The organism is Planktomarina temperata RCA23, assembly GCF_000738435.1.
GTDB lineage: Bacteria > Pseudomonadota > Alphaproteobacteria > Rhodobacterales > Rhodobacteraceae > Planktomarina > Planktomarina temperata.
The window spans coordinates 1,424,152-1,451,010 of sequence record NZ_CP003984.1 but is presented as its reverse complement, the minus strand read 5'-3'; the positions used below and the strand labels follow the sequence as shown (position 1 = coordinate 1,451,010).

At 55.5% G+C, this 26,859-nt stretch carries 25 protein-coding genes and 1 tRNA gene; 10 read left to right on the top strand and 16 right to left on the bottom strand.

From position 1 onward, the window contains the following. Positions 1-75 precede the first annotated feature (75 nt). On the top strand, positions 76-1,392 hold the full coding sequence (locus RCA23_RS06850) for an MmgE/PrpD family protein (RefSeq protein ID WP_044049681.1): 1,317 nt from the start codon (positions 76-78) through the stop codon (positions 1,390-1,392). Here the strand turns inward: RCA23_RS06850 and RCA23_RS06845 are convergent. Further along, positions 1,377-2,045 carry an HAD-IA family hydrolase gene (locus tag RCA23_RS06845; protein WP_044049680.1) on the bottom strand — a complete coding sequence of 223 codons (669 nt, stop codon included), beginning with the start codon at positions 2,043-2,045 and terminating at the stop codon, positions 1,377-1,379. The two genes, RCA23_RS06850 and RCA23_RS06845, sit on opposite strands and share 16 nt — an antisense overlap. Positions 2,046-2,163: 118 nt before the next feature. On the opposite strand from RCA23_RS06845, the gene glmU reads away from it, so the two are divergent. From glmU to RCA23_RS06825, 4 genes are all read left to right on the top strand, one after another. Further along, positions 2,164-3,522 (top strand): bifunctional UDP-N-acetylglucosamine diphosphorylase/glucosamine-1-phosphate N-acetyltransferase GlmU, encoded by a 1,359-nt coding sequence (gene glmU / locus RCA23_RS06840; protein WP_044049679.1) that lies wholly within the window; start codon positions 2,164-2,166, stop codon positions 3,520-3,522. 4 nt (positions 3,523-3,526) lie between these two features. Next, positions 3,527-5,350 carry a glutamine--fructose-6-phosphate transaminase (isomerizing) gene (glmS, locus tag RCA23_RS06835; protein ID WP_044049678.1) on the top strand — a complete coding sequence of 608 codons (1,824 nt, stop codon included), beginning with the start codon at positions 3,527-3,529 and terminating at the stop codon, positions 5,348-5,350. A 216-nt stretch (positions 5,351-5,566) separates the two neighbouring features. After that, positions 5,567-6,136 carry a GNAT family N-acetyltransferase gene (locus RCA23_RS06830; RefSeq protein ID WP_201770480.1) on the top strand — a complete coding sequence of 190 codons (570 nt, stop codon included), beginning with the start codon at positions 5,567-5,569 and terminating at the stop codon, positions 6,134-6,136. A gap of 140 nt (positions 6,137-6,276) precedes the next feature. Further along, positions 6,277-6,966 carry a DNA alkylation repair protein gene (locus tag RCA23_RS06825; RefSeq protein WP_044049677.1) on the top strand — a complete coding sequence of 230 codons (690 nt, stop codon included), beginning with the start codon at positions 6,277-6,279 and terminating at the stop codon, positions 6,964-6,966. A gap of 5 nt (positions 6,967-6,971) precedes the next feature. On the opposite strand, the gene RCA23_RS06820 is transcribed toward RCA23_RS06825, so the two are convergent. The 3 genes from RCA23_RS06820 to RCA23_RS06810 all read right to left on the bottom strand — a co-directional run bounded on the left by RCA23_RS06820 (position 6,972) and on the right by RCA23_RS06810 (position 10,396). Then, a complete protein-coding gene (locus tag RCA23_RS06820) occupies positions 6,972-8,345 on the bottom strand; it encodes a cytochrome P450 (RefSeq protein ID WP_044049676.1) in 1,374 nt (457 codons plus the stop codon). Further along, a complete protein-coding gene (locus RCA23_RS06815; RefSeq protein WP_044049675.1) occupies positions 8,342-9,535 on the bottom strand; it encodes a hypothetical protein in 1,194 nt (397 codons plus the stop codon). Before RCA23_RS06815 ends, RCA23_RS06820 begins: the two co-directional genes overlap by 4 nt. Positions 9,536-9,643: 108 nt before the next feature. Further along, positions 9,644-10,396 (bottom strand): cytochrome c biogenesis CcdA family protein, encoded by a 753-nt coding sequence (locus RCA23_RS06810; RefSeq protein ID WP_044049674.1) that lies wholly within the window; start codon positions 10,394-10,396, stop codon positions 9,644-9,646. A 203-nt stretch (positions 10,397-10,599) separates the two neighbouring features. On the opposite strand from RCA23_RS06810, the gene RCA23_RS06805 reads away from it, so the two are divergent. Continuing rightward, positions 10,600-10,833 (top strand): sulfurtransferase TusA family protein, encoded by a 234-nt coding sequence (locus RCA23_RS06805; protein ID WP_044049673.1) that lies wholly within the window; start codon positions 10,600-10,602, stop codon positions 10,831-10,833. Between the two features lie 69 nt (positions 10,834-10,902). Here the strand turns inward: RCA23_RS06805 and RCA23_RS06800 are convergent, their stop codons facing one another. The 6 genes from RCA23_RS06800 to purC form a co-directional block, all read right to left on the bottom strand. After that, positions 10,903-13,671 carry an Rne/Rng family ribonuclease gene (locus RCA23_RS06800; RefSeq protein WP_044049672.1) on the bottom strand — a complete coding sequence of 923 codons (2,769 nt, stop codon included), beginning with the start codon at positions 13,669-13,671 and terminating at the stop codon, positions 10,903-10,905. Positions 13,672-14,161: 490 nt separating this feature from the next. Further along, a complete protein-coding gene (locus tag RCA23_RS06795) occupies positions 14,162-15,496 on the bottom strand; it encodes a sigma-54-dependent transcriptional regulator (RefSeq protein ID WP_044049671.1) in 1,335 nt (444 codons plus the stop codon). 2 nt (positions 15,497-15,498) lie between these two features. Next, a complete protein-coding gene (locus RCA23_RS06790) occupies positions 15,499-17,262 on the bottom strand; it encodes a sensor histidine kinase (RefSeq protein ID WP_044049670.1) in 1,764 nt (587 codons plus the stop codon). A gap of 45 nt (positions 17,263-17,307) precedes the next feature. Next, entirely contained in the window at positions 17,308-17,976 is a 669-nt protein-coding gene (gene purQ, locus RCA23_RS06785) for a phosphoribosylformylglycinamidine synthase subunit PurQ (protein WP_044049669.1), read from the bottom strand. Beyond that, positions 17,976-18,206, bottom strand: a complete 231-nt coding sequence (gene purS / locus RCA23_RS06780) for a phosphoribosylformylglycinamidine synthase subunit PurS (protein WP_044049668.1) — start codon at positions 18,204-18,206, stop codon at positions 17,976-17,978. Before purS ends, purQ begins: the two co-directional genes overlap by 1 nt. 16 nt (positions 18,207-18,222) lie before the next feature. After that, positions 18,223-18,984 (bottom strand): phosphoribosylaminoimidazolesuccinocarboxamide synthase, encoded by a 762-nt coding sequence (purC, locus tag RCA23_RS06775; RefSeq protein ID WP_044049667.1) that lies wholly within the window; start codon positions 18,982-18,984, stop codon positions 18,223-18,225. Between the two features lie 281 nt (positions 18,985-19,265). Here purC and bmt point away from each other — a divergent pair, with 281 nt between their 5' ends. From bmt to RCA23_RS06760, 3 genes are all read left to right on the top strand, one after another. Then, positions 19,266-20,294, top strand: coding sequence for a betaine--homocysteine S-methyltransferase (bmt, locus tag RCA23_RS06770; RefSeq protein WP_044049666.1), 1,029 nt, complete (start codon positions 19,266-19,268; stop codon positions 20,292-20,294). Positions 20,295-20,432: 138 nt separating this feature from the next. Then, positions 20,433-21,140: a corrinoid protein gene (locus RCA23_RS06765; protein WP_044049665.1), complete on the top strand. Its 708-nt coding sequence runs from the start codon at positions 20,433-20,435 to the stop codon at positions 21,138-21,140. 83 nt (positions 21,141-21,223) lie between these two features. Continuing rightward, a complete protein-coding gene (locus RCA23_RS06760) occupies positions 21,224-21,868 on the top strand; it encodes a DUF1638 domain-containing protein (RefSeq protein WP_044049664.1) in 645 nt (214 codons plus the stop codon). On the opposite strand, the gene RCA23_RS06755 is transcribed toward RCA23_RS06760, so the two are convergent. From RCA23_RS06755 to purM, 4 genes are all read right to left on the bottom strand, one after another. Beyond that, on the bottom strand, positions 21,865-22,275 hold the full coding sequence (locus tag RCA23_RS06755; RefSeq protein WP_044049663.1) for a SufE family protein: 411 nt from the start codon (positions 22,273-22,275) through the stop codon (positions 21,865-21,867). The genes RCA23_RS06760 and RCA23_RS06755 overlap by 4 nt on opposite strands. Before the next feature lie 35 nt (positions 22,276-22,310). Then, positions 22,311-23,468, bottom strand: a complete 1,158-nt coding sequence (gene rnd, locus RCA23_RS06750; protein ID WP_044049662.1) for a ribonuclease D — start codon at positions 23,466-23,468, stop codon at positions 22,311-22,313. 78 nt (positions 23,469-23,546) lie between these two features. Continuing rightward, positions 23,547-24,128, bottom strand: a complete 582-nt coding sequence (gene purN, locus RCA23_RS06745) for a phosphoribosylglycinamide formyltransferase (protein WP_044049661.1) — start codon at positions 24,126-24,128, stop codon at positions 23,547-23,549. Next, entirely contained in the window at positions 24,122-25,162 is a 1,041-nt protein-coding gene (gene purM / locus RCA23_RS06740) for a phosphoribosylformylglycinamidine cyclo-ligase (protein WP_044049660.1), read from the bottom strand. Before purM ends, purN begins: the two co-directional genes overlap by 7 nt. Positions 25,163-25,269: 107 nt before the next feature. Here purM and RCA23_RS06735 point away from each other — a divergent pair. After that, positions 25,270-25,346: transfer RNA gene (locus RCA23_RS06735), tRNA-Ile, on the top strand. Between the two features lie 123 nt (positions 25,347-25,469). On the opposite strand, the gene RCA23_RS06730 is transcribed toward RCA23_RS06735, so the two are convergent. Both RCA23_RS06730 and RCA23_RS06725 read right to left on the bottom strand, forming a co-directional pair. Next, on the bottom strand, positions 25,470-25,880 hold the full coding sequence (locus tag RCA23_RS06730) for a hypothetical protein (RefSeq protein WP_044049659.1): 411 nt from the start codon (positions 25,878-25,880) through the stop codon (positions 25,470-25,472). A 176-nt stretch (positions 25,881-26,056) separates the two neighbouring features. Further along, on the bottom strand, positions 26,057-26,386 hold the full coding sequence (locus RCA23_RS06725) for a GYD domain-containing protein (RefSeq protein ID WP_044049658.1): 330 nt from the start codon (positions 26,384-26,386) through the stop codon (positions 26,057-26,059). Positions 26,387-26,859: the final 473 nt, after the last annotated feature.

Below are 26,859 nucleotides of genomic sequence, written 5' to 3'. Positions count from 1 at the left end.
TTTGCCCGCCATGTCGCAAACAGATCAGAATTTGCGCGCTTGCGGCGCAGGCTTGAGACCATGGGAGGAGCCGATATGACGACACCAGAGGGGATTTTAGACTTCATCGCCGAGCTCACCTGGGACGACCTGCCACCGCAGGTGCGCAGGCAAAGCAAATTGTGCCTTCTGGATCTCATCGGCGTTGGAGCCGGTGGCGCTGGCACAAAATTGTCGCGCATTATTCGCGACTATAGCGCCTTGGATATGGGCGGCGCGCTGCCCATGATGTTCGACGGGCGCGGAGCCTCCGTCTCTGGCGTGGCGCTTGCCGGCGGGATGACCATTGATGCGCTTGATGGCCATGATGGGTTTAACCCGGCCAAAGGGCACGCGGGCTGCGGCGTGCTGCCGGCGCTTTATGGGCTGGCGCAAGAGTTGGGCGACGTCTCGGGTCAGGAATTTTTGCTCTGCCTCACGCTTGGCTATGAGCTGGCCTGCCGCACCGCTATGGCACAGCATGCCAGCGTTCCAGATTATCACACCTCTGGGGCTTGGGTGGCCGTGGCGGTTGCCGGCCTGGCCGCACGCCTGATGGGGCTGGACCGCGCGCAGACCGCACATGCCATGGGGATTGCAGAATATCACGGCCCCCGGAGCCAAATGATGCGCTGTATCGATCACCCAACAATGCTCAAGGATGGCTCCGGTTGGGGGGCAATGTGCGGGGTCTCTGCGGCACGTTTGGCCGCGCGCGGCTTCACCGGCGCCCCTGCGCTCACACTCAGCACTGACCATTGGCGAGATTTGGGAGACACTTGGCTGATCTGTCAACAATATTTCAAGCCCTACCCCGTCTGCCGTTGGGCACAAGCACCGATTGCGGCGGTGCTGGACCTGCAAAAACGCCATGGCTTTGACAGCCGAGCCATCACCGCGCTGCATATCGTATCCTTTCACGAATCCGTGCGATTGGGCACAAAACAGGTCACAACGACCGAAGAGGCGCAGTATTCAACCTCCTTCCCATGCGCTCTCGCCTTGGTGCATGGCACCGTCTTGCCCGAACATGTCGCTGAGGCAGCACTGGACCACCCGGAGGTTCAGCGTCTGTCTTCGATACTAACGATGGGCGAGGATGCGGCAGCGAATAAAGCCTTTCCCAACCGGCGCATGGCGCGCGCTGAGATTACCTTGGCGGCCGGAGACCGCCTGCAATCGGACTGGTTCGAACCGGAATGGGACCCGACCGACCCGCCAAGCAAAGAAGATTTGGAAGCAAAATTTTTTAACTATGCCGGCCCGGTTCTCGGCCAGGCGCGCAGTCAAGCGATCCACCGCGCCATTGAGACGCTGGGCCACACCGCCAGCGCACAGCCCTTGCTTGATCTTTTGGCTCAACCGATCAGCTGAGCGACCACATCGGGCAGATCATCAAAGTGATGCAGTAAAGCTGCGGGCGCCAAGGCCTCCATATCGCCCCCGCCCGGCCCAAAGGTCACCAGCACCGATGGGATGTCAGCATTTGCGGCGGTTGAACGGTCCGTGACCGTATCCCCAATCAAACAGACCCGCGCGCGATCCCCACCGGCGCGCTCCACCGCCTCCCACAGGGGCGCCGGGTCCGGTTTGCGCTGCGCCAGCGTATCTGCGCCCACCAAAGCGTCAAAATAGGCGCTGGCGTTTAAAGCCTGCATCAACTGCACCGCCAGAGCTTCAGGCTTATTGGTGCAAATCGCCACCGCATATCCAGAGGCACGCAGCCGGGCCACTGCGTTCAGAGCACCGGGGTAAAAGACCGTCAGCTCCGAGATATCGGCACCATAGGCCTGCAATAAAATTGGATATTGCCGATCTATTTCAGACATATCCGCCCAGCCGGCCCGCTCGAACCCAGCGCTGAGCATCGCCCGCCCGCCGCGCAAGGCAATGCCGCTGTCCTGTGGCGCCTGCAGCAGATCACCCAGCCCAAGGCCGCGAAAACAGCTGTTGGCCGCTTTGAGCAAATCTCCACTTGTATCGGCAAGCGTGCCATCCAGGTCAAAGACCACGCAGGGTTTGAGCATATTCTTGCCTCTTTGGTTACGCCGATTGCAAAAAGCGGAGTTTGTGCAAAACAGCTTGTCGATTTCCCTTATACCCTTAAAAGGGCTCCACTGATTTATAAAGGACTTAGATCCGCAAATGAATATCGCACTCATCATTCTTGCCGCGGGAAAAGGCACCCGAATGCAATCTGAGCTGCCAAAAGTTTTGCACGAGGTGGCCGGTGCCCCCATGTTGGTCCACGCTATGCGCGCCGGGCGGGCCTTGGACCCTAAACGGACGATTATTATCGCTGGCCATGGCTTTGAGGCGGTGAGCGCTGCTGCGTGCGCCGAAGATCCAGAGGTGGAAGTTGTGCGGCAAGAAGCCCAATTGGGCACCGGTCACGCCGTCGATCAAGCCCGCGCCGCATTGAGTGATTTTGATGGAACCGTCATTGTTCTTTACGGTGATTGCCCCCTTATTCAATCGCGCACCCTCGAGGAATTAAGCGCCACGCTCAGCGACTCGGCCGTCTCAGTGCTTGGATTTGAGGCGAAAGATCCGGCGCGATATGGCCGGTTGATCACAGATGGTGACAAATTGAAGCGAATTGTTGAATTCAAAGACGCCAGCCCCGCCGAAAGAGCGGTGAGCCTTTGCAACAGCGGCGTCATGGCCGCCTCCGCGGGCCTCCTCTTCGATTTATTGTCAGAAATTGATGCGAACAACGCCTCCGGGGAGCTCTATTTAACCGATGTCATTGGCAAGGCCGTGGCGCGCGGCTTGCCATGCACGGCAGTTCGTTGCGCAGAGCGCGAAACGCTTGGCGTCAACAGCCGGGTTGAATTGATGCAGGCCGAAAAAGAGTTCCAAAATCTGCGCCGCACGGAGGCTTTAGAGGATGGCGTGACTATGCCGGCCCCCGAAACCGTGCATTTTTCCTATGATACCGTCATTGGTCGCGATACAATCATTGAGCAAAACGTGGTTTTCGGCCCGGGTGTCACGGTCGAAAGCGGCGCTCAGATCCGCGCGTTTTCACATTTGGAAGGCGCGCATGTCTCGCGCGGTTGCATCATTGGCCCATATGCCCGCCTACGCCCCGGCGCGGAACTGGCCGAGGATGTCAAAATTGGCAATTTTGTGGAAATCAAAGCCAGCGCTCTCGAAGAAGGCGCTAAGGTCAACCACCTGTCCTATATTGGCGATGCGCACATCGGCGCCAGGGCCAATATCGGCGCCGGTACGGTCACCTGCAACTATGATGGGGTGATGAAGCATCACACAAGTATAGGCGAAGAGGCCTTTATCGGCTCAAACACAATGCTGGTTGCACCGGTCACCGTCGGGCAAGAAGCTATGACCGCCAGCGGATCGGTGATCACGCAGGATGTGCCCGCCGGAAGTCTGGCCATTGCCCGCGCCAAACAAGACAATAAACCTGGATTGGCTTTGAAATTAATGAAAAAATTGCGCGCGCTTAAGGCCGCAAGACGAAATAAGACGAAGGATTGAACCCATGTGCGGAATTGTTGGCGTATTAGGAAATCACCAAGTCGCTCCAATCTTGGTCGAAGCGCTCAAACGCCTGGAATACCGCGGCTATGACAGCGCCGGCATCGCCACGGTCAACGCAGGCCATCTCGAACGCCGCCGGGCAGTTGGCAAGCTGGTAAACCTGTCGGACCGTTTGGTTGAAGAACCCTTGTCGGGCAAAGCGGGCATAGGCCATACCCGCTGGGCAACCCATGGCGCCCCCACCACCTTAAACGCCCATCCCCATAAAGCTGGGCCTGTGGCTGTGGTGCACAATGGCATTGTTGAAAATTTTAAGGAATTACGCACAGAATTAAACGCTCTCGGACTGACCCATGAGACCGACACAGACACGGAAACCGTGGCGCTTTTAACCCAATATTACATGTCGCAAGGCCACAGCCCCCAAGAGGCCGCGCAAAAAACCATAGCCCGCCTAGAGGGGGCCTTCGCCCTCGCGTTTCTCTTTCAAGGCGAAGATGACTTGATGATTGCTGCGCGCAAAGGCTCTCCATTGGCCATCGGGCACGGCGATGGTGAAGCCTATGTGGGCTCGGATGCCATCGCATTGGCCCCTCTGACAGATAAAATCACCTATCTCGAAGAGGGTGATTTTGCCGTGATCACCCGATCATCTATTGAAATTTATGACGAAAATGGCACTCTGGCCAATCGCGAGATGCGCACAATCGCCATCGATGCCGCACGCGTCGACAAAGGTGGCTATAAGCACTTCATGGCCAAAGAGATTGCCGAGCAACCGTCGGTGCTCAAAAACACGCTGAGCCATTACCAAAACGCGGATGCCTCAGAGGTTGAGCTGCCAGACCATAATATTGATCTGGCCCATATTGACCGGCTGACCATGGTGGCCTGCGGTACGGCCTTTTATGCGGCTCTGACGGCGAAATATTGGTTTGAAAAGATTGCGCGCGTGCCAGTCGATGTCGATGTTGCCTCCGAGTTTCGCTACCGTGAGCCCCCGGTCAGCCCTGGAACCTGCGCCCTCTTTGTCAGCCAATCGGGTGAGACCGCCGACACGCTGGCCGCGCTGCGCTATATGGCCTCACAAAACGCAACCATCCTATCGGTGGTGAACGTGCCCGAAAGCTCCATTGCGCGGGAAAGTGATCTTGTTTTGCCGCTGCATGCGGGGGTCGAAATTGGTGTGGCCTCGACCAAAGCCTTCACCGCGCAGCTGGCAGTTTTGGCCCTGCTGGCAATCAAAATTGCCTATGCCCGGGGCGCAATTGATGCCGCACAATATCGCACCCATATCGCAGAGCTGAACCGCCTGCCCGGTCTGATCAGCCAAGCGCTCGGCATTGACGGCGCTGTGCAAGACATTGCCAAAAAATTAGCAACAGCGCAGGATATCATCTTCTTGGGGCGCGGTGCGCTCTACCCTCTGGCCATGGAGGGCGCTCTTAAATTAAAAGAAATCAGCTACATACACGCCGAAGGTTATCCTTCGGGTGAGCTGAAACACGGGCCCATCGCTCTGATCGACAAGTCTGTGCCCGTGGTGGTCATGGCCCCCATGGATCCTCTTTTCGACAAATCAGTCTCCAATATGCAAGAGGTCATGGCCCGATCTGGCCAAGTGCTGTTGATCTCCTGCAAGCAAGGGCTAAAGACAGCGGCGGAGGGCACCTGGGCACAAATCACGATGCCCACAACCCCCGATCTTCTGGCCCCCATCATCTACGCCATCCCCGCGCAACTGCTCGCCTATCATACGGCACTGGCCAAGGGCACTGATGCCGATCAACCCCGCAACCTGGCCAAGTCTGTCACAGTGGAATAACTGAAAACATGCAGGCCTCGGGTATAGGGTATTGGCCTGTCCCGGTGAAAGTGACTGCATCTCACTGTTGGTATCCACATGGCTGTGATGACAAAAAAACAAGGCCCGAAAAGGATATGAGTTCAAAATCACGCGTGTTCTTTCCATTTTGAAAAGGACGAAGCTGCGAGATAAAAGATCGAACATCAATCATGACCAAAACTTGAGGTTTTCAGAATGAACCCAACAAACGTACCGGTCACACGCTCGGACAGGATAAGCATCAGACTTGCTCAAGGCACAGACTTGGCATCTATCCAATCGGTTATTGAAGCTGCGTTTGCGGCTGAAGAGAATAAGCTTATTCGTGATTTATCTGCTGATCTTTTCAAAGAGACCACGCGCCCCCCGATCAAGTCATTGGTTGCTGAGCTCGGCGGCAAACTGATTGGCTATGTGTGCTATAGCCCCGTATTTTTGAAATCAACATCTGACGTCTCTGGATATATTCTTTCTCCACTTGCAGTATCTCCAGAATATCAAAGCCAAGGTATCGGCTCCGCTCTCATTAACTTTGGAATGGACATGCTCACAAAGGATGGTGTTGGCGTTTTACTGGTCTATGGTGACCCTGGTTACTATCAAAGGTTCGGTTTTAAGGAAGAAATTGGACGTTTATTCGTTCCACCATACCCATTGACGTATCCTGTCGGTTGGACGGGAATGACGTTGAATGCAATCACAACTTCCGACACACCGACTAAGTTTGACTGTGTGTCTGCTCTGTCTAAACCTGCCTTATGGTGATGATGAGGTTAAAAGAGAAATATTATCCAAGCGGATAAAATGAGCGCGATCACTGGACCTCTTGGGGTGAATGGGCCATGAGCTGTCGGGTCACAGCACAGAATCTGTTGCGATTGAACACGCACCTGAGGGCCCAGAATATGTTGATCGAAGATGCCATTGCCATGCTGCAGCTGCATGAAGTCCCCGGCAAGGCGGCAAAAATGCGGGCCTATTACAAGGTTGAGCGTGTGTATTGGGGTTTAACCACCCCGGTGCTGGACGATCAGGCCCGCCAATGGCGCCAGGACCTGTCGCTGGCAGATCGCCTGCAATTGGCCGCTGAACTGTGGGCGAGCAACGCCCATGAGGGCCGCATTTGCGCCGCAAAATTGCTGACGCAGGCCCGCATCCGTCCCGATGACAACGCCGCTTGGCAATTGCTGCAAACCTGGCTGGCGGAAGTCGATTGCGCGGCCATTTGCGATCATCTCTGCCTGGCTGGGCACCGGCGCTTGAGCGCGGATGTGACGCGCATGGATGAGATGGCCGCCTGGCCGCAAAGCCCGCATTTATGGACCCGCAGAGCTGCATTGGCCATGACATTGCCCTGGGCCAAAATGCGCAATCCGAACGCGGCGAATTTGGCGATCCGCGAGCGCGCACTGGGGTGGGCCGCTGGGCTTGCCGAGGATCCGTCCAAAATCATACAACAGGCCGTGGCCGAGTGGGTCTATGAGCTGTCACGAAAGTCACCCGAGCGGGCACAGGGCTTTTTGGATGCGCATGGCCATAAACTCCGCAACGCTGCCCGCAGGGATGCCAGCCGCAAATTGCCCAGACCCGCATAATTGGATCAAATCCCACGTGGCCGCAGATTCAGCCAAATTCCACTTTGCGCGCGCACCGTCAGATGCGCGACAGGCTGCGGGACCTGCTCTGCTATGGGTGTAAGTTCATAAGCCGCACACAACCGCGCGAGCAGCAATACCCCCTCAAGCATCGCAAAACCGGCCCCGGTGCAGACCCGCGGACCCGCAGAAAACGGAATATAGGCGGCGCGCTGGCAGTGTTTTCCGTTCTCACTGTGCCAACGCTCAGGATCAAACCCATCGGGATTGTCCCACAGCCGCATGTGACGATGCAGATGCCAAGGACTCAGTACCACCTGACTGCCAGACGCGACATCACGTCCGCGAAATCTTTCGGCCTGGGCCGCCTCTCGAACCATCATCGGCACGGGTGGGTACAGACGTAGAGTTTCGCGAAACACGTCCCGGGTGACACGCAGCGCACGCAGGTCCTCAAATCGCGCCTGCGGCCCCAAAGCGGCCCCTTCCCGGGCCACTTTCTCTTGATAGTCTGGATGCGTCGCCATTAGGTAAAGCGCCCATGACAGGGCAGAGGCACTGGTCTCATGCCCGGCCAAAAAGAAAATAGCGACCTGATCCACCATTTCGGACGCGGAAAACAGCTGCCCTGTAATTGGGTCTTTTGTGGTCATGATTTTTGTCGCGAGATCATTGGGCGCTGTGCCAGCCGCCAGCGCCTCTGCGCGCTTATCGGTCAACTCAGTGATCAATCGGCGTATCACCTCCGCGCTGCGCCGGGTTCTGCGGGAAAAGGGCCGTGGAACCCAGCTGGGCAAGCTAAAGAATGCGGCAAGATTGACCACCGGTTGGCTGCGTTGATAGGTCTTGAACTCCTCAAACACCTGCCGCGCCATGCGATCCTCAATTGGAATAGAGAATAAAGTGCGAAAGATCACATCCGCAGCGGCAAAGCTGGTCTCCGCCTCTATCTCCACAGGACCGCCTCCGGCCTTAGGCGCAAGACGCGCCACGGCTGCCTCGGCAGCGGCTGATATTGCAGGATAGGCCTCGCGCAGACGCCACCCCTCAAATGCAGGATCAATAATCCGGCGCTGCCGCTCCCATTCGGCGCCATTGGTCAAAAACACGCTATTTCCCAAAAGCGGTCGCAAGCCTTCGCTGACCCGGTTTGACTTCAGAAAATCTCGCGGTCGGCGCTTGAGCACCAAATCCACAAGCTCGGGCTGATTGACCAGATAGCTGCGAAAGAAGGGCGTTTTGAACTCCGCCATCCAAGCGCGGTAAAGTTTGGCCGGTTGCGCCGAGAGCAAATCGCGCCGGAACAGTTTGACATAGCGCCACAAGGACACCCGCCCCGGCCGCGCGGGCGGTTTTGGCGGCAGGAGGGGCGGGCTCATGGGCAGGTCTGCCTGTATTTTGACACCGCACGGGTGACTTTTCCAGGAGAGGGCGCACGATCTTTATAGCGCGCGCCAAGCGTCAAAGGGCCAGCAGTTATTTGGAAATAGTCATAATCTGCGGGACGATCAAATGCGCAGATATATTGAAAATGCAGCCGGAAAAACCGCCGTTTCAACGCCCGCCATTTTTCAGCAGATAAGGTCTGGCTAAAAGCTGCCGACAGCACGAGAGGCCATTTTTGATCCGGCGGGGCCACACCAGTGACAGCCACCGGATCACAAAGCGCGAAGGTACAGCCATCACCCGGCGCGGTGACATCAACCCAGGTCATTTGCCTCTGCCCGCTCATATGCCTCAAATCACGACGCAAGCGGTGGGCGTTAGGCAGAAAAGACACCATCGGCACCACCTGCCCCAGGCTCAAAAAAGACAGGGCCGGGCCGCCGGTTTGATGCGCGCCACTGCGCTCGATATCCGCCAAGAGCGAGATGGCCAAATGCGCCCCGGAGGAATGGCCGACCAGCAACACCTCGTCCACATCGCTGCGCAGCGCCGCCACCACGCGCGTTGCAAATTGCGCCAATCGAGCCTCCAATTCGGACGGATTGGCCCCGCGGGCCGCGGCCGAATAGGCGTAATCATGCATCAAATAATAGGCAAAAAACCGATTGTCATAGCGGCGAAACCCCATCAGGACCCAAGGGATCACCACGAGCCCAAGCCAGAAAAGGCCGGGATGCCACAGGCTCAACGCCGCCCCCGCCGCATAGGCCAGAGCCACAGCCACAGCCGCCTGCCCGATCAACATCACCACTGGATAGAGGGCAGCGATCACCGGCCCTTTGCGCAGCTGCATAAGTCGCCACAGCGCGCCGCTCATGATATAGATATAAGCGGTGCGCACCATCTGCCAATAGGTCGCCAGAATGCCACTGTTCATGGAGGCACGAACAAGATCGGACCAAAGCATGACTTCGAATTCCGCGCGTGTTGATCTGCCGTCAATCTCACTGTCCACAAACCAGCCATAGCCCCCCGGGCCAGTTTTTGCGCTGAGATGGATGTCATAGCCGCTGATGGCAGCCTGTGCCGCAGCCTCTCTCCTATAAAGCTCACGATACCTTCGGGGATGAATTGGATCATACCCGGGAATATAAAATACTTTCCGTTTAAAACTCTGTCCCATGGGGAGACCTCAAAATATAAAGGTCTCCTAACCTATGCCGATCAAGAATTAAATCTCTTTATACAGTCAAAGCATCACAGCCCGGCACAGCCGGTCCCAGCTCATTCATCACCCCAAGGTTGAAAGGGCGGGAAATTGCTCCAAAATCCACCAGCTGAACTGGGTAAACTGCCCCGTGACCATGATCAATCCAACGGTCCAGAGCAGCAAACCCATGATCCGTTCGATCCGCATCATATGGCGTTTCATCCAAGCCATTAGACCTTTGAGAGACGGGAAGAACACCGCCACCAGCACAAAGGGCATCCCAAGGCCCGCCGCATAGGTGGCGAGCAGGATGACCCCTTTGGCGGGATTGGCCGTATCGGCGGCAAGTGCGAGGATTGTGCCCAGAATAGGACCCAAACAAGGCGTCCAGCCAAAGGCGAAGGCCAGCCCCAAAATATAGGCACCAAAGGCCGAACCACCGCGGTCCCCCCCCTCAATCCGCGCTTCGCGGTCCAAAATTCCGATGCGGATCACGCCCAGGAAATGCGCGCCGAACACCATCACCAAAATGCCAGCGCCGCTGACAAACCAATCTTGATTGGACAAAAACAGGCGGCCAAAACTTGAGGCGGTAAACCCCAGTAGGATGAACACAGTGGACAGGCCCAAAACAAAAAACAGGGCGGCCAAAACCACACGCCGACGGGCCTGTGCGGTAGCGCTCATATCATCCATGCTCACCCCGCCCATATAGGCCAAATAGGGCGGAACGATGGGCAAAACACAGGGGCTGGCAAAGCTGATCAACCCGCCGAGCAGCGCCACAAACATGGCCGGCATCAGCCCGGCATCCCATAGATCAATTCCCAACATTACAGCGGCCTTTCCTGTCTTAAACTGTCATAGGCTATCTCAGCGCTGGCGTCATCTGTAAGTTTGTCACATCAAGCTACCCGCGCCGCGCGTCGCACCATGCCCTGCAACCGATGAAATCGCATCTCTGCCTCTGGCGCGCGCGAAAATTTTACGGCATGGAGTGGGCTTAAGAGTGCAATGATCGACAATAGGGCGCTGCGATGACTTGGGACGAAGAATTGGATGCCATTGGGCTATTATGCCCCTTACCGGTGCTCAAAGCCCGCAAACGCTTGATGGCAATGCCTGAGGGCGCTGTTTTACTCATGCGGGCCGATGACCCGGCCGCCATCGTTGATGTGCCGCATTTCTGCGCTGAGGCGGGGCACAGACTGATATCGCAAGATAGCGAAGGCGCAGAACTGCGATTTTTCATACGAAAAAGCGGCGGATAGGCTTGAATTTCACCCTTTGAACGCAAAAGAGCCCCGCAATTGCGGAGCCCCTTTGTCGTTGTAAGATCTTTAGCCGCGTGACCACCAACCGCGTTTTTTGGGCGCGGCCGGTTTCTCTGGCTCAGGTTCGGCGGCCAATGGCGCCGGGTCTGCCTGCGCAACAGGCGCTGCGACCGCTTCGGGGACCGGAGACGGTTCAACAGCTTCTGGCGCTGGCGCATCCGCCGGGGTCTCCTCGACGGCCACCGCCTTTTTAGCTGCCGGCTTGCGCACGCGCTTGGGTTTGGCTGCAGGTTTTTCAACCGCAACCTCTGGCGCCGCCTCTTCTGCCACAACCGCCTCTTCAACCGCAGCTATAGGGGCTGTGGTTTGCGCGGCCGCGGCCTCTTCAGCCTCACGCTGGGCTTTGGTCTTACGCGGTTTGCGCACGCGTTTGGGTTTCTCGGCGGGCGCCGCCTCAGCCACAACCGCAACATCCTGAGCATCCGCAACAGGCTCCGGCGGGGCTGCAACAGCGACCTCGCCCGCCTCAGAAAGCTCTTCCGAACGATCCTGCGGGTTTTCCTCTACCGGCTTGGCTTTCGCCCCGCCGCGCGTACGGCGACGGCGTTTTGGCTTGTCCCCTTCGCCGTCACTTTCAACAGCAGGCGCGTCGGGCGAGGCCTCATCTTGCGATCCGTCCTCTTGGCTCTGATCACCGGATAAGGCATCGCTGCCGCCCCGCCGCCGCCGACGACGACGCCGCCGCTTCTTCGGAGCATCCCCGTCCTCTGGGGTCTCAACAGCCTCAATCACATCAGCCTGATCATCCTCTTGACCTTGCTCATCAATTTCTTCCATCAAGGCAAAATCAACCGAGCTCACGGTCGTGGAGTTCGCTGGAACAATGCGCGTGGCCGTTTTGAATTTCTCAATCGTATAATCTGGGCTGATCAAGAAAGGATCAGCTTCAATACGCACGGCCATCCCATGGCGTTGCTCAATCTGACTGATATGCTCGCGCTTTTGGTTGATCAAGAAATTGGCAATGCTGATCGGCGCTTTGATCAACACTTCTTTGGAGCGGGCACGCCCACCCTCTTCTTCCAGCTCACGCAGAATGGTCAGACCCAGACTGTCCTGCGAGCGGATCAAGCCGGTGCCGTGGCAATGGGCGCAGGGCTGCGTGCTGGCTTCCAACATGCCCGGACGCAAACGCTGGCGGCTCATTTCCATCAATCCAAAGCCGCTGATCCGGCCCACCTGAATGCGCGCACGATCAGATTGCAGCTTATCTTTCATGCGTTTTTCAACGGCGATATTGTTGCGGCGTTCATCCATGTCGATGAAATCAATCACGATCAACCCGGCCAAATCGCGCAAGCGCAATTGGCGCGCCACCTCTTCGGCAGCCTCCAGATTGGTGTTCAAAGCGGTCTGCTCAATGCTGCCTTCTTTGGTCGCACGGCCGGAGTTGACATCAATGGCCACCAAAGCTTCAGTGATGCCGATGACCAGATAGCCGCCAGATTTCAGCTGAACCGTGGGGTTAAACATCCCATCCATAAAGGTTTCGACCTGAAAACGCGCAAAAAGTGGCATTGAATCCATGTAATGCTTCACGTTTTTGGCATGGGACGGCATGATCATTTTCATGGTGTCTTTGGCGTTGCGATAGCCCGCCGCACCTTCCACCAACACCTCGTCAATATCGCGGTTGTAAAGGTCGCGAATCGAGCGTTTGATCAGGTCGCCCTCTTCATAAATCGCCGACGGAGCGGAAGACTTCAGGGTAAGCTCACGAATTTGTTCCCACATACGTTGCAGATATTCATAATCGCGTTTGATTTCCGTCTTCGTGCGTTTCGCACCAGCGGTCCGCACAATCAGACCGGCCCCTTCGGGCACAACGATTGTGGTGGCGATTTCTTTCAACTTCTTGCGGTCAGCTGCATTGGTAATTTTGCGGCTTATTCCGCCGCCGCGCGCAGTATTTGGCATCAAAACGCAATAGCGCCCCGCGAGCGACAGATATGTCGTCAAAGCGGCGCCTTTGTTGCCGCGCTCTTCTTTGACCACTTGGATCAACATGATTTGGCGCACTTTGATCACTTCTTGGATCTTATAACGCCTTGGACGCGGCTTGCGCACCGGGCGCACATCTTCGCTGTCATCTTCTTGGGCGACAGATTCGATCCCGTCATCGGCCTGATCTTCATCTTCTTGATCGGGATCCTCCGCAGTGTCCAGCGCCGCCTCTGGCTCAACCACCTCTTCAGAGCCCGCAGATGCAGGCTCAGACTCTGGTGCAACTTCTGCTGTTTCATTGGCGTCTTCGGCATCTGGGGCAGCCTCAGACAGATTGTCCTCGAGCAAAGGAGCGGCAGCCTGCCCCTCTTCATCCGCAGACAGATCAATGGTCTCCATCCCATCAACCACCCCATCAACCGCGGCCACATCCCGCGTTTCAATGGGGTCCGCGCTGTGCTGCGCGGCGGGTTTTGCCCGGCGTTTTCGCGTGCGTTTGGGTTTTTGCGCTTCCTGCTCAGCTTCCGCCGCCATGGCTTCCGCATAGGCTTTTTCTTCCGCCATGAGCGCTTCACGATCCGCAACTGGGATCTGATAGTAATCCGGATGGATTTCAGAGAAGGCCAAAAAGCCGTGGCGATTTCCGCCATAGTCAACAAAGGCGGCCTGCAACGAGGGTTCAACCCGCGTTACTTTTGCCAAATATATGTTGCCAGCTATTTGTCGTTTGTTTTGTGATTCAAAGTCAAATTCCTCAACTTTGTTTCCGTCGACCACGACAACACGGGTTTCTTCCGCGTGCGTGGCATCGATAAGCATCTTTTTTGCCATTATATCCACTTGCATCACTCAGCAGGCCCCCTGAAAGGAAGCCAAAACCGAAGGGATGTCTATTAAGGGCGATGCACGCAACATGGGGGCGGCTCAAAGGCCTGCCTTCATCCAATGTTATAGCCTGCGCCTGTGTCATCGCGTTGCTTTCTGTGACAGAATTTCTCCTGCCTGTTAACTGCCCTTGTCTTCGATCAAATCTGAAAACTTGGGTCATCTCTCGTGGCTCGTCAGAGCCATTTTCCGTCGCACCCCCGCGCATTTTATAACGCGCAACAGACTGCGAAAAAAACCATTCGCCCAGGGTATCTTACAACCGTAGAGCTAAGTGGAGTGTAAAGGGCAAGCGGGGGGGAAGACAATGGCTAAATGCACTTGCCGGCGCAATCTCTTGCAAGCAGCGGCGCTTTGCAGATTGGACCGGCGGGACAATTCGCTGATTTCCTCACAAAACAGCGCCCAACGCCCTGCCCGGTCCGCCGCGCGGATTTTAGCCGATATAATCCGCGCGGGTGAGGCCATATTTGGCCATTTTTTCATTCAAAGTCCGGCGCGGCAGACAGAGCTCTTCCATCACACTCGCGATAGAGCCCCGATGCCGGCGCATGGTATTGTCAATCAACATACGTTCAAACGCCTCGACATATTCCTTGAGCGGCTTGCCTTCTGTGGTCATCACGGGCCGATCATCATCGCCCTCTGCCATCAAGAGCGAGGCAATGGTGCCATTGCCTCTGCGGCTTTGCAGCACTGCCCGCTCGGCCACATTGATCAACTGACGCACATTGCCGGGCCACGGAGCCTGAAGCAATTGCGCCGCCTCCTGCGCTGTCACGCTGGGGCTGTCGCATCCGTATTCCTCCGCAAATTGATCGACATAGCGCGTAAAGAGCGTTAGTATATCCTCACCGCGCGTTCGGAGAGGTGGCAATTCAATGCGCAAACTCGCCAAGCGATAATATAGATCAGGGCGCAGCACATCTTCGCAGGTCTTGCCCTGCTCTTGCAGATTGCAAATTGCGATAATGCGGGTTTCAGAGGGGTCCCCTTGGGCATTAATCGCTTTGAGCAAGCGCGATTGCACCTGATGGCTCAACGCCTCAATATCCTCCAAAACAAGGGTTCCGCCCCTTGCGGCCTCTAAGACCGGCAGGCGATCCTCTTCGCCCGCAGGGCCAAATAGGCGCCGCATGATCGTCTCCTCCTCCTCGCCCGCGCAAGAGAAGAGAATAAATTTCTTGCGGGCCCTTGCGGACACCGCATGCAGCGCATGGGCCACCAAAGTTTTGCCAGTGCCGGTTTCCCCCTCAATCAGCACATGACCATCCGCTTGCCCCAGATCTAAAATATCCTCGCGCAACCGCTCCATGACTCCGTTGGCGCCAACGAGCTTCTCCATAATGGAGCTGCCCGAAGAAAGCTCACGGCGCAATTGCCGATTGTCCAACACCAAACGCCGCGCCCGTGTCGCCTTCTTGGCCAAATCGGTCATTGTGTCGGGATTAAAGGGTTTTTCCAAGAAATCGAAAGCGCCGATGCGCATGGCCTCTACAGCCATGGGCACATCCCCATGCCCCGTGATCATAATCACCGGAAGGTTGCTGTCTATGCCCTTGACCTTCCTAAGAAATTGCATGCCGTCCATGCCGGGCATTTTGATATCTGTCACGATAATGCCTGGATAATCTGCGCTCAATCCTTTAAGCGCATCACCTGCTGAGGCGAAGGTCTCAGTCTCAAAACCAGAGAGCGCCAACCATTGGCTGATGGATTGCCGCATATCCTGCTCATCATCTATGATTGCAATTTTCATCGCCTGGGCCATGTTCAATCCTCGTCGTTGTAGTTATCAATAATCGGCAGCGTCACCTCGAAGACCGCGCCCGATTGGTCACTGTTACGCGCCACCAAACGCCCCCCAAGATCGGAAATAATCCCCGAGGAGATTGCCAAACCAAGCCCGACCCCATCGCCGGGCTTCTTGGTGGTAAAAAACGGCTCAAACAGGTCATCGAGATCTGAAATTCCTTCCCCATTATCCCGCACAGTCAAGGTCGCTGTCTCACCGCCGATCAGCAAAAGCTCGATCTCGGGCGTGTCGATCATCGAAGTGGCATCAAGCGCATTGCGCAGCAAATTAACCACGACCTGCTCCAAACGCAGTTGGTCACCTAAAATCATAACAGGCGTGCTTGGCACTGATGTAGATAGGGAGACTTGCCGCGATTTCAATTGCGGCTCCATAATTTCCAGAGCCCCATTGAGAGCCGCGCGCACGTCCACAGGCACCAAATCATCGCCGCCCTTACGCGCATAGGATTTAAGTTGCCGGGTGATGGCACTCATGCGGCCAATAAGATCGTCAATCCGTTGAAAAGAGCTTAAAGCCTCGTCCATACGTTTGCGCTGAAGCAACAGCTTGGCCCCCGCAAGATAGGTTTTCATGGCGGCCAAAGGCTGATTTAGCTCATGGCTGACCGCTGCGGACATCTCCCCCAGAGCCGCCAATTTCGAAGACTGCGCCAGGGTTTGCTCGGCCACTTGCAGGTTCTTCTCGACCTTTTGGCGCTCTGAAATCTCTCGCTGCAAACGCAGGTTGAGTTGCCGCAGGTCATCAGATTCTTGTTGGAAAAACAGCGCGCGCGTTAAGGTTTGCCGCGACAGTTGATAAAAGGCCAAGGTAAACAGGATTGAAAACCCCATGATCTCCAGGGCCAATACCGCATTCACCCTCTGGCGAATTCCGCCATAGGTGGTGAATAAAACCATGGTCCAACCCCGAAACGGCACCCGCAATTCGCGCCGCATAACCGCCCGCCCTTGCACATAGGCATCCGCCGGCAGGGCTGTCCAATCTTGCGTGGCCCGAATGGCGCGCTCAATCGCACTGGGCGCGGACCGCAGCGCAAGCGCCTCCTCTTCGGGCAGGCCAATCCAAGTTTTTTCCGTGGCCAAAACAATCGGACCATTGGGGAGCGACACAATCACCGCGTCAGATATCCCCGCCCAAGCCGATTGAAACTTTCGCAAATCCACCTCAACCACGATCACGCCAAGGGTTTTGTTATTGGCCACCACGCGGCGTGAATAGGCAAAATCATACCCGCCAACATCCATCTGATGGGTGGTAAACACCGTTTCGCTGGCCCGAGCCGCCTCTACGAAATGTGGCAGATTGCGCTGTATTTCACCCAAGCGATTGCGATCTGTCGCCGCCACAACGCGGCCATCCAAATCCAACAGCAAAATCGCCGCCGCGCCGATCTCGTCCACAAATGACAGCAAGCGCTGCGAGGTCCGCTGATAATCTCGAGAGCTCAACGCCCCCACCAGCTCCGCATCACTGCTGAGGAGTCTGGGCACAATCGAGTTGCGTTGCAGCTCGCTGACCATATTGCCCGAGTAAAGCGCAAGCCGCAGCTGCGCCCTTTGCAGGGTGGATTGCGTAAACCTTGCGGTGAGCAATTGGTTGGTAAAATAGACTGTGCCGACCGCGATCAAGAAAATTGTCAACAAAGCGATCCGCACGCGCCAAGACAGGTTAGCGACACGCGGTGCGAGTGTTTCAGAATTTTCTGTAACGGAAGACATGCACTAGCGTTACGGTGCTCGGCGCCGCCATTCAAGCGGCCAAGCCTAGGCCTGAGTGGTTTGCCCCACCAACGCGCGGAAAAGCGCCTGCCCATCGGCGGATCCCATCTGCGCATCCATCGCACGCTCGGGATGGGGCATCATGCCCAAAACCCGGCGGTTGGCTGATAAGACCCCCGCAATGGACGACATCGACCCATTGGGATTGTCGCTATAGCGAAACGCCACCCGGTCTTCACCGTCCAGGGCTTTCAGTTCATCTTCCGTCGCATAGTAATTGCCGTCATGATGCGCAATTGGCACTTGTATTTCAGAGCCTTGGCTATAGGCCGCGGTAAAAGCGCTGTCCTGTGTTTCAACGGTCAATCCGACGGTTTTGCACAGAAATTTCAACCCAGAATTGCGCATTAACGCACCGGGAACCAGACCGGTTTCACTCAAGACTTGAAAGCCATTGCAGACCCCCAAGACATAGCCGCCACGATGGGCATGATCGACCACCGCCCGGCAAATGGGAGATTGCGCCGCAATCGCACCGCACCGCAGGTAATCGCCAAAGGAAAACCCACCGGGAATCGCGACAAGATCCAGTCCCTGCGGCAGGTCGGCGTCCTTGTGCCAAACCTTGGCCACATCGGCGCCCGATTGGCGCAGCGCCTCAACCATGTCACGATCACAATTCGAGCCGGGAAATACAACAACCGCGGCGCGCATTATGCGATGTCCAGCTGATAGCTTTCAATCACCGCATTCACCAAAAGGCGATTGCACATCTCATCGATCTGCGCCGGATCTGTACCCTCGGCCAAGTCCAGCTCGATCACCTTGCCCTGACGCACGGAATTCACCCCGGAAAAGCCAAGGCCTCCAAGCGCCGATTTAACGGCCTCGCCTTGCGGATCGAGCACACCATTCTTGAGCATCACTGTGACGATAGCTTTCATTGTCTTGTCCTTCAGGTCAGTTGATCAAAGTGGGCTTGCTGATGGGCGCTGGATTTTCCGGCAATACGCCCAAGCGGCGCGCCACCTCAGCATAGGCATCTGTTAAACTGCCCAAATCACGGCGGAACACATCTTTGTCGAGTTTTTCACCGGTTTTGAGATCCCAAAGCCGGCAGCTGTCGGGGCTGATTTCATCTGCGATGATCAGACGTTGATAATCGCCCTCATAGACGCGGCCGATTTCAATTTTGAAATCCGCAACGCGAATGCCAACCCCATACATGACGCCGGAAAGAAAATCATTCACGCGCAACGCCAGCGCCAACATATCGTCCAAATCTTGTTGGCTGGCCCAGTTGAACGCGATGATATGTTCTTCTGACACCAATGGATCGCCCAGAGAATCATCTTTCAAACAAAATTCGACGATCGGACGCGGCAGGGCCGTGCCCTCCTCAATGCCCAAACGCTTGGACATCGTGCCAGCGGCATAATTGCGCACGATAACTTCCAATGGCACGATCTCAACCGCCCGGATCAACTGCTCGCGCATATTGAGGCTTTTGATGAAATGGGTCGGAATGCCCAAAGTATTGAGACCGGTCATAAAAAATTCGGACAAGCGGTTATTCAACACCCCTTTACCTTCAATGATATCTTTCTTCTCTGCATTGAATGCAGTGGCATCATCTTTGAAATATTGAACCAAAGTGCCTGGCTCTGGACCCTCATAGAGGATCTTTGCCTTGCCTTCATAAACCAACTTGCGACGTGCCATGTGACTCTCCGTGCTTTGCTCGCCTCTTATGGCAATGTGCGACGGGCGGCAAGTCGGCACGGGCGCTCTCACCCTCGGAATACGGCAAGTTTTTTGCCCAGGGCTAAAAAACATATGCGGAGAGATCCAAACGGGATGGCCTTTTGGAACCGGTATTATTTGGGGGTGGCGGGCCCGGCCCCGATCGCCAAATTTTCATAATCTTCATGATAAAAATCAATTTCACTCATGTTTGACTTTCGGGCATTATAGAAGCTCTGAATTATCAAAAAGGTCATGACATGTCAGCAATCTCGCAAAGCCCGTTACAACGCGTGCTGGCAAAGCGTGATTGGATATTGGCCGATGGCGCCACGGGCACCAATTTGTTCAACATGGGGCTGTCTTCGGGTGATGCGCCGGAGCTGTGGAATGACACCGCACCCGATAAAATCAAAGCGCTCTACAAAGGCAGCGTGGATGCTGGATCCGATTTATTCCTGACCAATTCTTTTGGCGGCAATAGGTCCCGGCTAAAACTTCATGGCGCTGAAGCACGCGCGGCAGAGCTGTCGCGCATCTCGGCGCAAATTGGTCGTGAAGTGGCCGATGCCTCTGGTCGTGAGGTCATCGTCGCAGGCTCCGTCGGGCCTACCGGCGAAATCATGGAGCCCATGGGCCCGCTCTCCTATGCTGTGGCCGTGGAAATTTTCCACGAACAGGCCGAGGGTTTGAAAGCCGGTGGCGCAGATGTGGCTTGGGTCGAAACCATCTCTTTCGGTGACGAGTATCGCGCGGCAGCTGAGGCCTTTGCCCTGGCAGATATGCCCTGGGTCGGCACGATGAGTTTTGATACGGCTGGGCGCACAATGATGGGCATCACAGCACCGGATATGGTGAAACTGCTGGACAAAATTCCGAACAAACCGCTCGCCTTTGGGGCCAATTGTGGCGTGGGAGCGTCGGATCTGCTGCGGACGATCTTGGGATTTTCCGCCACGGGCACGCAAACGCCCATCGTTGCAAAAGGCAATGCGGGCATCCCAAAATATCACGACGGCCATATCCATTATGACGGCACGCCAGAGCTGATGGCCCATTATGCCACCTTGGCCCGCGACTGCGGCGCAACCATCATTGGCGGCTGTTGCGGCACCACACCGGAACATCTGCGCGCCATGCGCACAGCATTGGAAACACATGTGCCACAAGACCGCCCCAGCTTACAGGACATCGAGTCCGCTCTGGGCGGCTTCTCCTCAGGCAGCGACGGCACGGATGGCACGGGCCCCACCCGCTTGCGGCAAAACCGCAGGCGGCGCAGCAGCTAAGACGCACGAACCGCCACAAACAGAGGGCATTGTGCAAAAGGTCGGTAGCGGCAGCCTTGTTGTCGCAATCGGTGAAGACCAAATCGATCCACCGACCGCATACGGGGGAAGAGATATTCCATAAGAAGGCGCTGGCCAATGTCTGACCAAGAAGACGATATCATCCTATCCGAATTGAATGACGAAGATCTCGTCGCTCAAATGTTTGACGATCTCTATGACGGCTTGAAAGAGGAGATCGAAGAAGGCGTTAACATATTGCTCGAACGCAAATGGGAGCCTTACCGCATTTTGACCGAAGCTTTGGTCGGCGGCATGACCATCGTGGGCAATGACTTCCGGGACGGCATTTTGTTTGTGCCTGAAGTTCTGCTTGCAGCCAATGCAATGAAAGGTGGCATGGCCATCTTGAAACCCTTGCTGATTGAAACCGGTGCACCGCGCGTCGGAAAAATGGTGATTGGTACGGTCAAAGGGGACATCCATGACATCGGCAAAAACTTGGTCGGCATGATGATGGAAGGCGCCGGATTTGAGGTTGTGGATCTGGGCATCAACAACTCGGTTGAATCCTATCTTGAAGCCATTGAAGCCGAAACGCCCGATATCCTGGGCATGTCTGCACTTTTGACCACCACAATGCCCTACATGAAAGTTGTGATCGACACGATGGTCGAAAAAGGCATGCGCGATGATTACACAGTTTTGGTGGGTGGCGCGCCGTTGAATGAGGAATTTGGCAAGGCCATTGGTGCCGATGCCTATTGCCGCGATGCCGCGGTTGCTGTGGAAACGGCAAAGGAATTCATGGCCCGCAAACACAACATTCTGGCCGCCAACGCGTAAAAACAAAACGCAGCAAAGCGCTTATGCGGCCCGACCTGTCTCAGGTGGGGCCGTTTTCGTGACAATAGCGCAGGAGACGTGCGATGGGACACCCCGTTTCAGACGACCAGCTCGCGACCGAAGGCATGCAGCTGCGCAATCAAGGCCGGGTGCTGCTGATTGCTTGCGGGGCTTTGGCGCGGGAAATCCTGGCTTTAATAAAGGCAAATGAGTGGCAGCATATGGATTTGCAATGCCTGCCCGCCATCTATCACAACACCCCAGAGAAAATCACGCCAGCGGTCAAAGGCTATATCGAAAAACACCGGGGTGATTATTCCGACATTTTCGTCGTCTATGCGGATTGCGGCACCGGGGGGCAGCTGCAAACCCTCTGCGATGAGATGGGCGTGTCAATGATTGCCGGGCCGCATTGTTACAGTTTCTTTGAGGGCAATGCCGCCTTTGAAGCCCGCGAGGAGCTGACGTGCTTTTACCTCACCGATTTTTTGGTGCGCCAGTTTGATGCCTTTTTCTGGCGACCAATGGGCTTGGACAAACACCCGCAATTGCGCGATATGTATTTTGGCAATTACACCACCCTAGTCTATCAAGCACAGCTCAAAGATGCTGCACTTGAGGCCAAAGCAAAGGATTGCGCGCGCCGCATGGGGCTTGCCTATGAGTATCGCTATACCGGATACGGAGATTTGGCGCCGGCTTTGGCCGCGCTGTCCTCACCCTCTTAAGCGGCCGCTGCCGCCGTCTGCACCACACGCGCCACCATGGCCCTCAAGCCGTTGGACCGCTGCGAGGACAGATGCTCATTGAGACCCAACCGCGCCAGCTCCCCAGCCACATCGACCTTGCCGATCTCCTCAATCGCAAGACCGGAATAGAGTGTGATCAGAACCGCAATGAGCCCCCGCACAATGATCGCATCACTGTCGCCAATGAAGGTCAAAGTGCCCTTTTCAATAGTCATATGCAGCCAGACCTGCGACGCACAGCCCTCAACCTTGGTGGCCGGAACTTTGAGCGCCTCTGGCATGTCCGGCAAAGCCTTGCCCAGCTCAATCACATGACGATAGCGTTCTTCCCAATCATCGAGAAATTCAAATGTTTCAACTAGATCTTCAAACCCGGCTTGCGCCATGGAGCTCTCCTATTTCGTTTGCTTCTGGACCTGCGTCACAGCTCAAACAGTTTCACTTTATTGCCCTTCACGGCCAAGCCAACCTTGCCTTCGCAAAGCCGCAAAGCATCCGAACCAAAGACATCCATGCGCCAGCCCTTTAAAGACGGCACATCTCGTTGCCCGGCGGCCAAAGCATCCAGCTCTGCCGTGCTGGCGATCATCTTTTGCGCCACATCGGAGCGTTCAGATTTGGCTTTCAATAACACCCTAAGAAGATCGGCCAACGCCGGATTGACCTGGAGCTTGTCATTCACCTTCGGCAACCTTGGATAGCTGTCCGCATCCATGGCATTCACCGTTTTGATCGCGTTCAAAATTCCCTCAGCGATGTCACCCTTGCGCGCTTCGCGCAGCAGCAGGCGCGATTTGCTCAAATCTTCCTGTGTGGTGGGTTTGGTGGAGGCCAATTCGACCATCGCATCATCTTTAAACACCCGATTGCGCGGAATATTTCGCGTCTTCGCATAAGATTCCCGAAAGGCGGCCAATTCGCGAAGATAGGCAAGAAATTTATTTGAGTTGGTCCGTGTTTTCACCCGGCGCCATGCCTCAGAGGGCACGACATCATAAATGGCAGGATCCGTCAAAGATTGCGTTTCCTCAACCACCCAAGCCGTGCGCCCGCTGCGCTCCAACTCCGCTTTTAAAAACTCATAGACCCCCCGCAAATGGGTCACATCCGCCAGCGCATAGATCTTTTGGGCCTCGGTCAGCGGGCGGCGCGACCAATCGGTGAAGCGCGAAGATTTGTCCACCTGTTGTTTGACAATTTTGCGCACCAAAGTCTCATAGCCCACCTGCTCCCCAAAGCCGCAAACCATCGCCGCGATTTGCGTATCAAACAGGGGGGTCGGAAAAATTTCAGCATCATTCCAAAAAATTTCAAGATCTTGACGGGCCGCATGGAAGACTTTCACAACAGAGGTGTCACGAAACAGGCGGTAGAGCGGCTCAAGCGACATCTCAGAAGACAAAGGATCGACCAAAACAGCATCCGCCTCATTCTCCCCCGGAACCGCCATTTGCAGTAAACAGAGCTTAGAATAATAGGTGCGCTCTCTGAGAAATTCAGTGTCGATGGTCACATAGGGATAGCCCTGCGCCCTTGTGCAAAAGGCTTCAAGCTCGGCTTGTGTGGTCAATGTTTGCATAGGCTGTCCGGCTGTTTGAGAGATATTCGGGGCACAATATGGCGAAACCCCGCGAAAAGAAAGCGGCCATAGCCCAGGCTAGCTGGGCGGCTCGAAATGGGTCAAGAAAGTCCGCAAGACCTTTGGATAGAGAAGGTGCTCTTGCTCCAAAACACGATCTGCAAGATCTTGCGCCGTATCACCGGGCAAGATGGGCACCTCACTTTGCCCCAGAACCGGGCCAGCATCCAATTGTGGCACAACCTCATGCACAGAGCATCCCGCAAGCGCGTCACCGGCCGCCAAGGCGCGTTGATGGGTGTGGAGCCCCTGATACTTTGGCAAAAGCGAAGGATGAATATTGAGCATCCGCCCCCGCCAAGCGCTGACAAACTCCGCGCCCAAAATTCGCATGAACCCTGCCAAGCATATCACATCAATCTCATAGGCCATGAGGATCTTGTGCAGCTCGGTTTCAAAACTGGCTCGGTCTTCACCGAAAGTCCGATGATCCAATACCTCTGTCGCAACGCCCATTGCCTGAGCCCTAACCAGCCCGCCAGCCTCGGGCCGGTTGGACAGCACCAAACGCGCGTGCCCCGGATGCGGCCGGGCCATATCCTCCAGCAACCGCAGCATATTGCTGCCGCCACCGGAAATCAGAATCGCAACGTTCAAAATGGCAGTTGCCCCATGTAGCTGACGCCCTGACCAGGGATCACTTCACCCAAGCGGACCGGGCTCATCCCCTGCGCGCTCAAAGCGGCCGTAACCGCCGTGACCTGCGCCGGCTCTACCGCCAGGATCATGCCAATGCCACAATTAAAGGTCTTGAGCATTTCTGCCTCAGAAATTCCGCCAGCCTGCGCCAGCCAGGCCATGATCGGCAAAGCTGGGATGCGCTGCAAATCAATCGTGGCACCCAGATCATCGGGCAAAACCCGCGGCAAGTTTTCGGTCAGCCCGCCGCCGGTGATATGCGCCATGGCATGAACCCCGCCTGTTTTGAGGGCCGCCAAACAGGCTTTTACATAAAGGGCCGTTGGGGTCAAAAGCGCCGCGCCGAGCGTGCCGGTGCCGAATGGTGCCGGGCTGTCCCAGGTGAGCCCCTGGTCAGCCACAATTCTGCGCACCAGGGAAAACCCGTTCGAATGCACACCGCTGGACGGCAGACCGATGAGCACATCGCCCAAAGCCACAGCTTGCGGCAAATGCGTGCCGCGCTCCATCGCACCGACAGCAAAGCCAGCCAAATCAAAATCGTCCTTGGCATACATCCCAGGCATCTCGGCTGTCTCCCCGCCGATCAAGGCGCAGCAAGACAGGCGGCAGCCCTCAGCAATGCCCTCGATGACCTTGGTGGCTTGATCCACATGCAGCTTGCCGGTGGCGAAATAATCTAGGAAAAACAGTGGCTCTGCACCCTGACAGATCAGGTCGTTGACGCACATGGCCACAAGATCAATGCCAACCGTTGACACATCACCCGTATCAATTGCCAAACGCAGCTTGGTGCCGACCCCATCGGTTGCACCGACAAGAATCGGATCGTCATAGCCCGCTGCTTTGGGATCAAACATCGCGCCAAATCCGCCCAGGCCTGACATAGACCCAGACCGTTGTGTAGATTTGCTGGCCGGTTTGATCCGCTCCACCAATTCATTGCCCGCATCAATATCAACGCCGGCCTGCGCATATGTTAAACCTTGGGTCATTTGAGCACCATTTATTGCAAATTCGCCGCTCCGATAACAGGCTCGGCGACACATGTCCATCAAGCCCGCTTGACCCTTGAGATTTCTCTGCTAGTCAGGGGCTACGGGGGCCTGTAGCTCAGCTGGTTAGAGCAGTCCGCTCATAACGGATTGGTCGCAGGTTCAAGTCCTGCCGGGCCTACCATTTTTTGCATTTCTGCGGTGTCTTGCCCGCCAGCGAAATGGGTCAACCCCTTAGCAATCATGGCGCTTGTGCAAAGATCACCGGCCGGCCACCGGTGATCCAAATACCTCATGGCTCTAGATATTATGTGTAAATGATGTCACCCATCGTGAACATTATATAAAGGTGAAAAACCAACAATATGGCTGGCACGATATAGCCCTCTGCTGTCGCCTTTACACCTTCAACTTGCGCCCATTTGCCCTTAACCGTCGTATAACCAAACACAAGGAATAAGGCCGCTTGGATCGTCCCAAAGGCAAAGACGGACCAAGCCCCAACTGGAGAGGTCAACAACAGTATGAAATAAATAAGTGATTGCGTGAAAGTGTAAGTGCCACTCAGCTTGACCATAAACTCAGAACCCGCACCAAGCCCGTATTGATCGATAAACCCATCGCTTAAAAACAGGCAGCGATACCCATAAAACCCGCCCATGAAGGCAGGAATTAAAATCGCAATAAAGTTGGCCAGTCCACCACTTGCTTCAATCATGTCGTCATCTCCTTTGTTACTTCAAACGCAATACCTAAAGAACGATCTTACGTTGTTCGGCATCAAGTCACCCCTGCGCGCCAAACGCAATTTAAGTCACCGCCTATTGAGCGCGTGCAAATCCCGATAGGAAAGCAATATGTGACGTTACAGATCCTTTTGCCGCGCTCATACCTTTAGCCCGTTGTCGATTTATAAGTCCCAAGCAATTTTCCCGAGTCCTGCATCGCAGAGAGCATGCTATCGGTGTCAATCAGCTCGACCATGGATCCGCCCGAGAAGGTTCCCGACGACATCACGACCATCATAAGCCGCGCGTTTTTTTCCGCATCAGACTCAACGATCATGATGGCTTCGGCAGTTGAGGGTGAAAAATAAATACATTCAGTTGTGATCCCAAGTGCAGCTGTAATTCCTTTAATCGCTTCACCCCGATCTGACGGATTGGACACCATGCCTTTGAAGCCGCTGTCATTATAGCCGGCGCGCACCAAATATTTTGCCATTTCTTACACCTTTCATCTTCAGTTTCAGTTTCAGTTTCAGTTTCATACTTAACTGTACTGAATGCGACTCCATAATTTTGGCTTAAAACTCAGTTTATCTTCGGAATTAAATCCAAATTTAAAGTGCATTCCTCTGTCAAGATCGTCACCACTACAGTCCTTTCACGTTTTGAGTTTGGGATGAGATTGAGCGGTGATCTAGTTCGAATGTTGAACCAGTTATACTGGCGACCCGTGCAGGTCGGTGTTCAACCCGTCCGGGTCAGGACAGATCCAGCGTAAGGCTTTAAAACTTTCATCATGAAGTAGGAAATGTTGGTACCCAAGGCCGGTATTGTTTCCCTTCATATGCACCACGTACAATCTGATGCAAACAATAACAGTAGCTTACGTATTTGCAGTTCATAATCAAGCATCGCTTTTATGATACCCATTTGGATACCACAGCTATCTGCAGTCACTGTACGTACAGA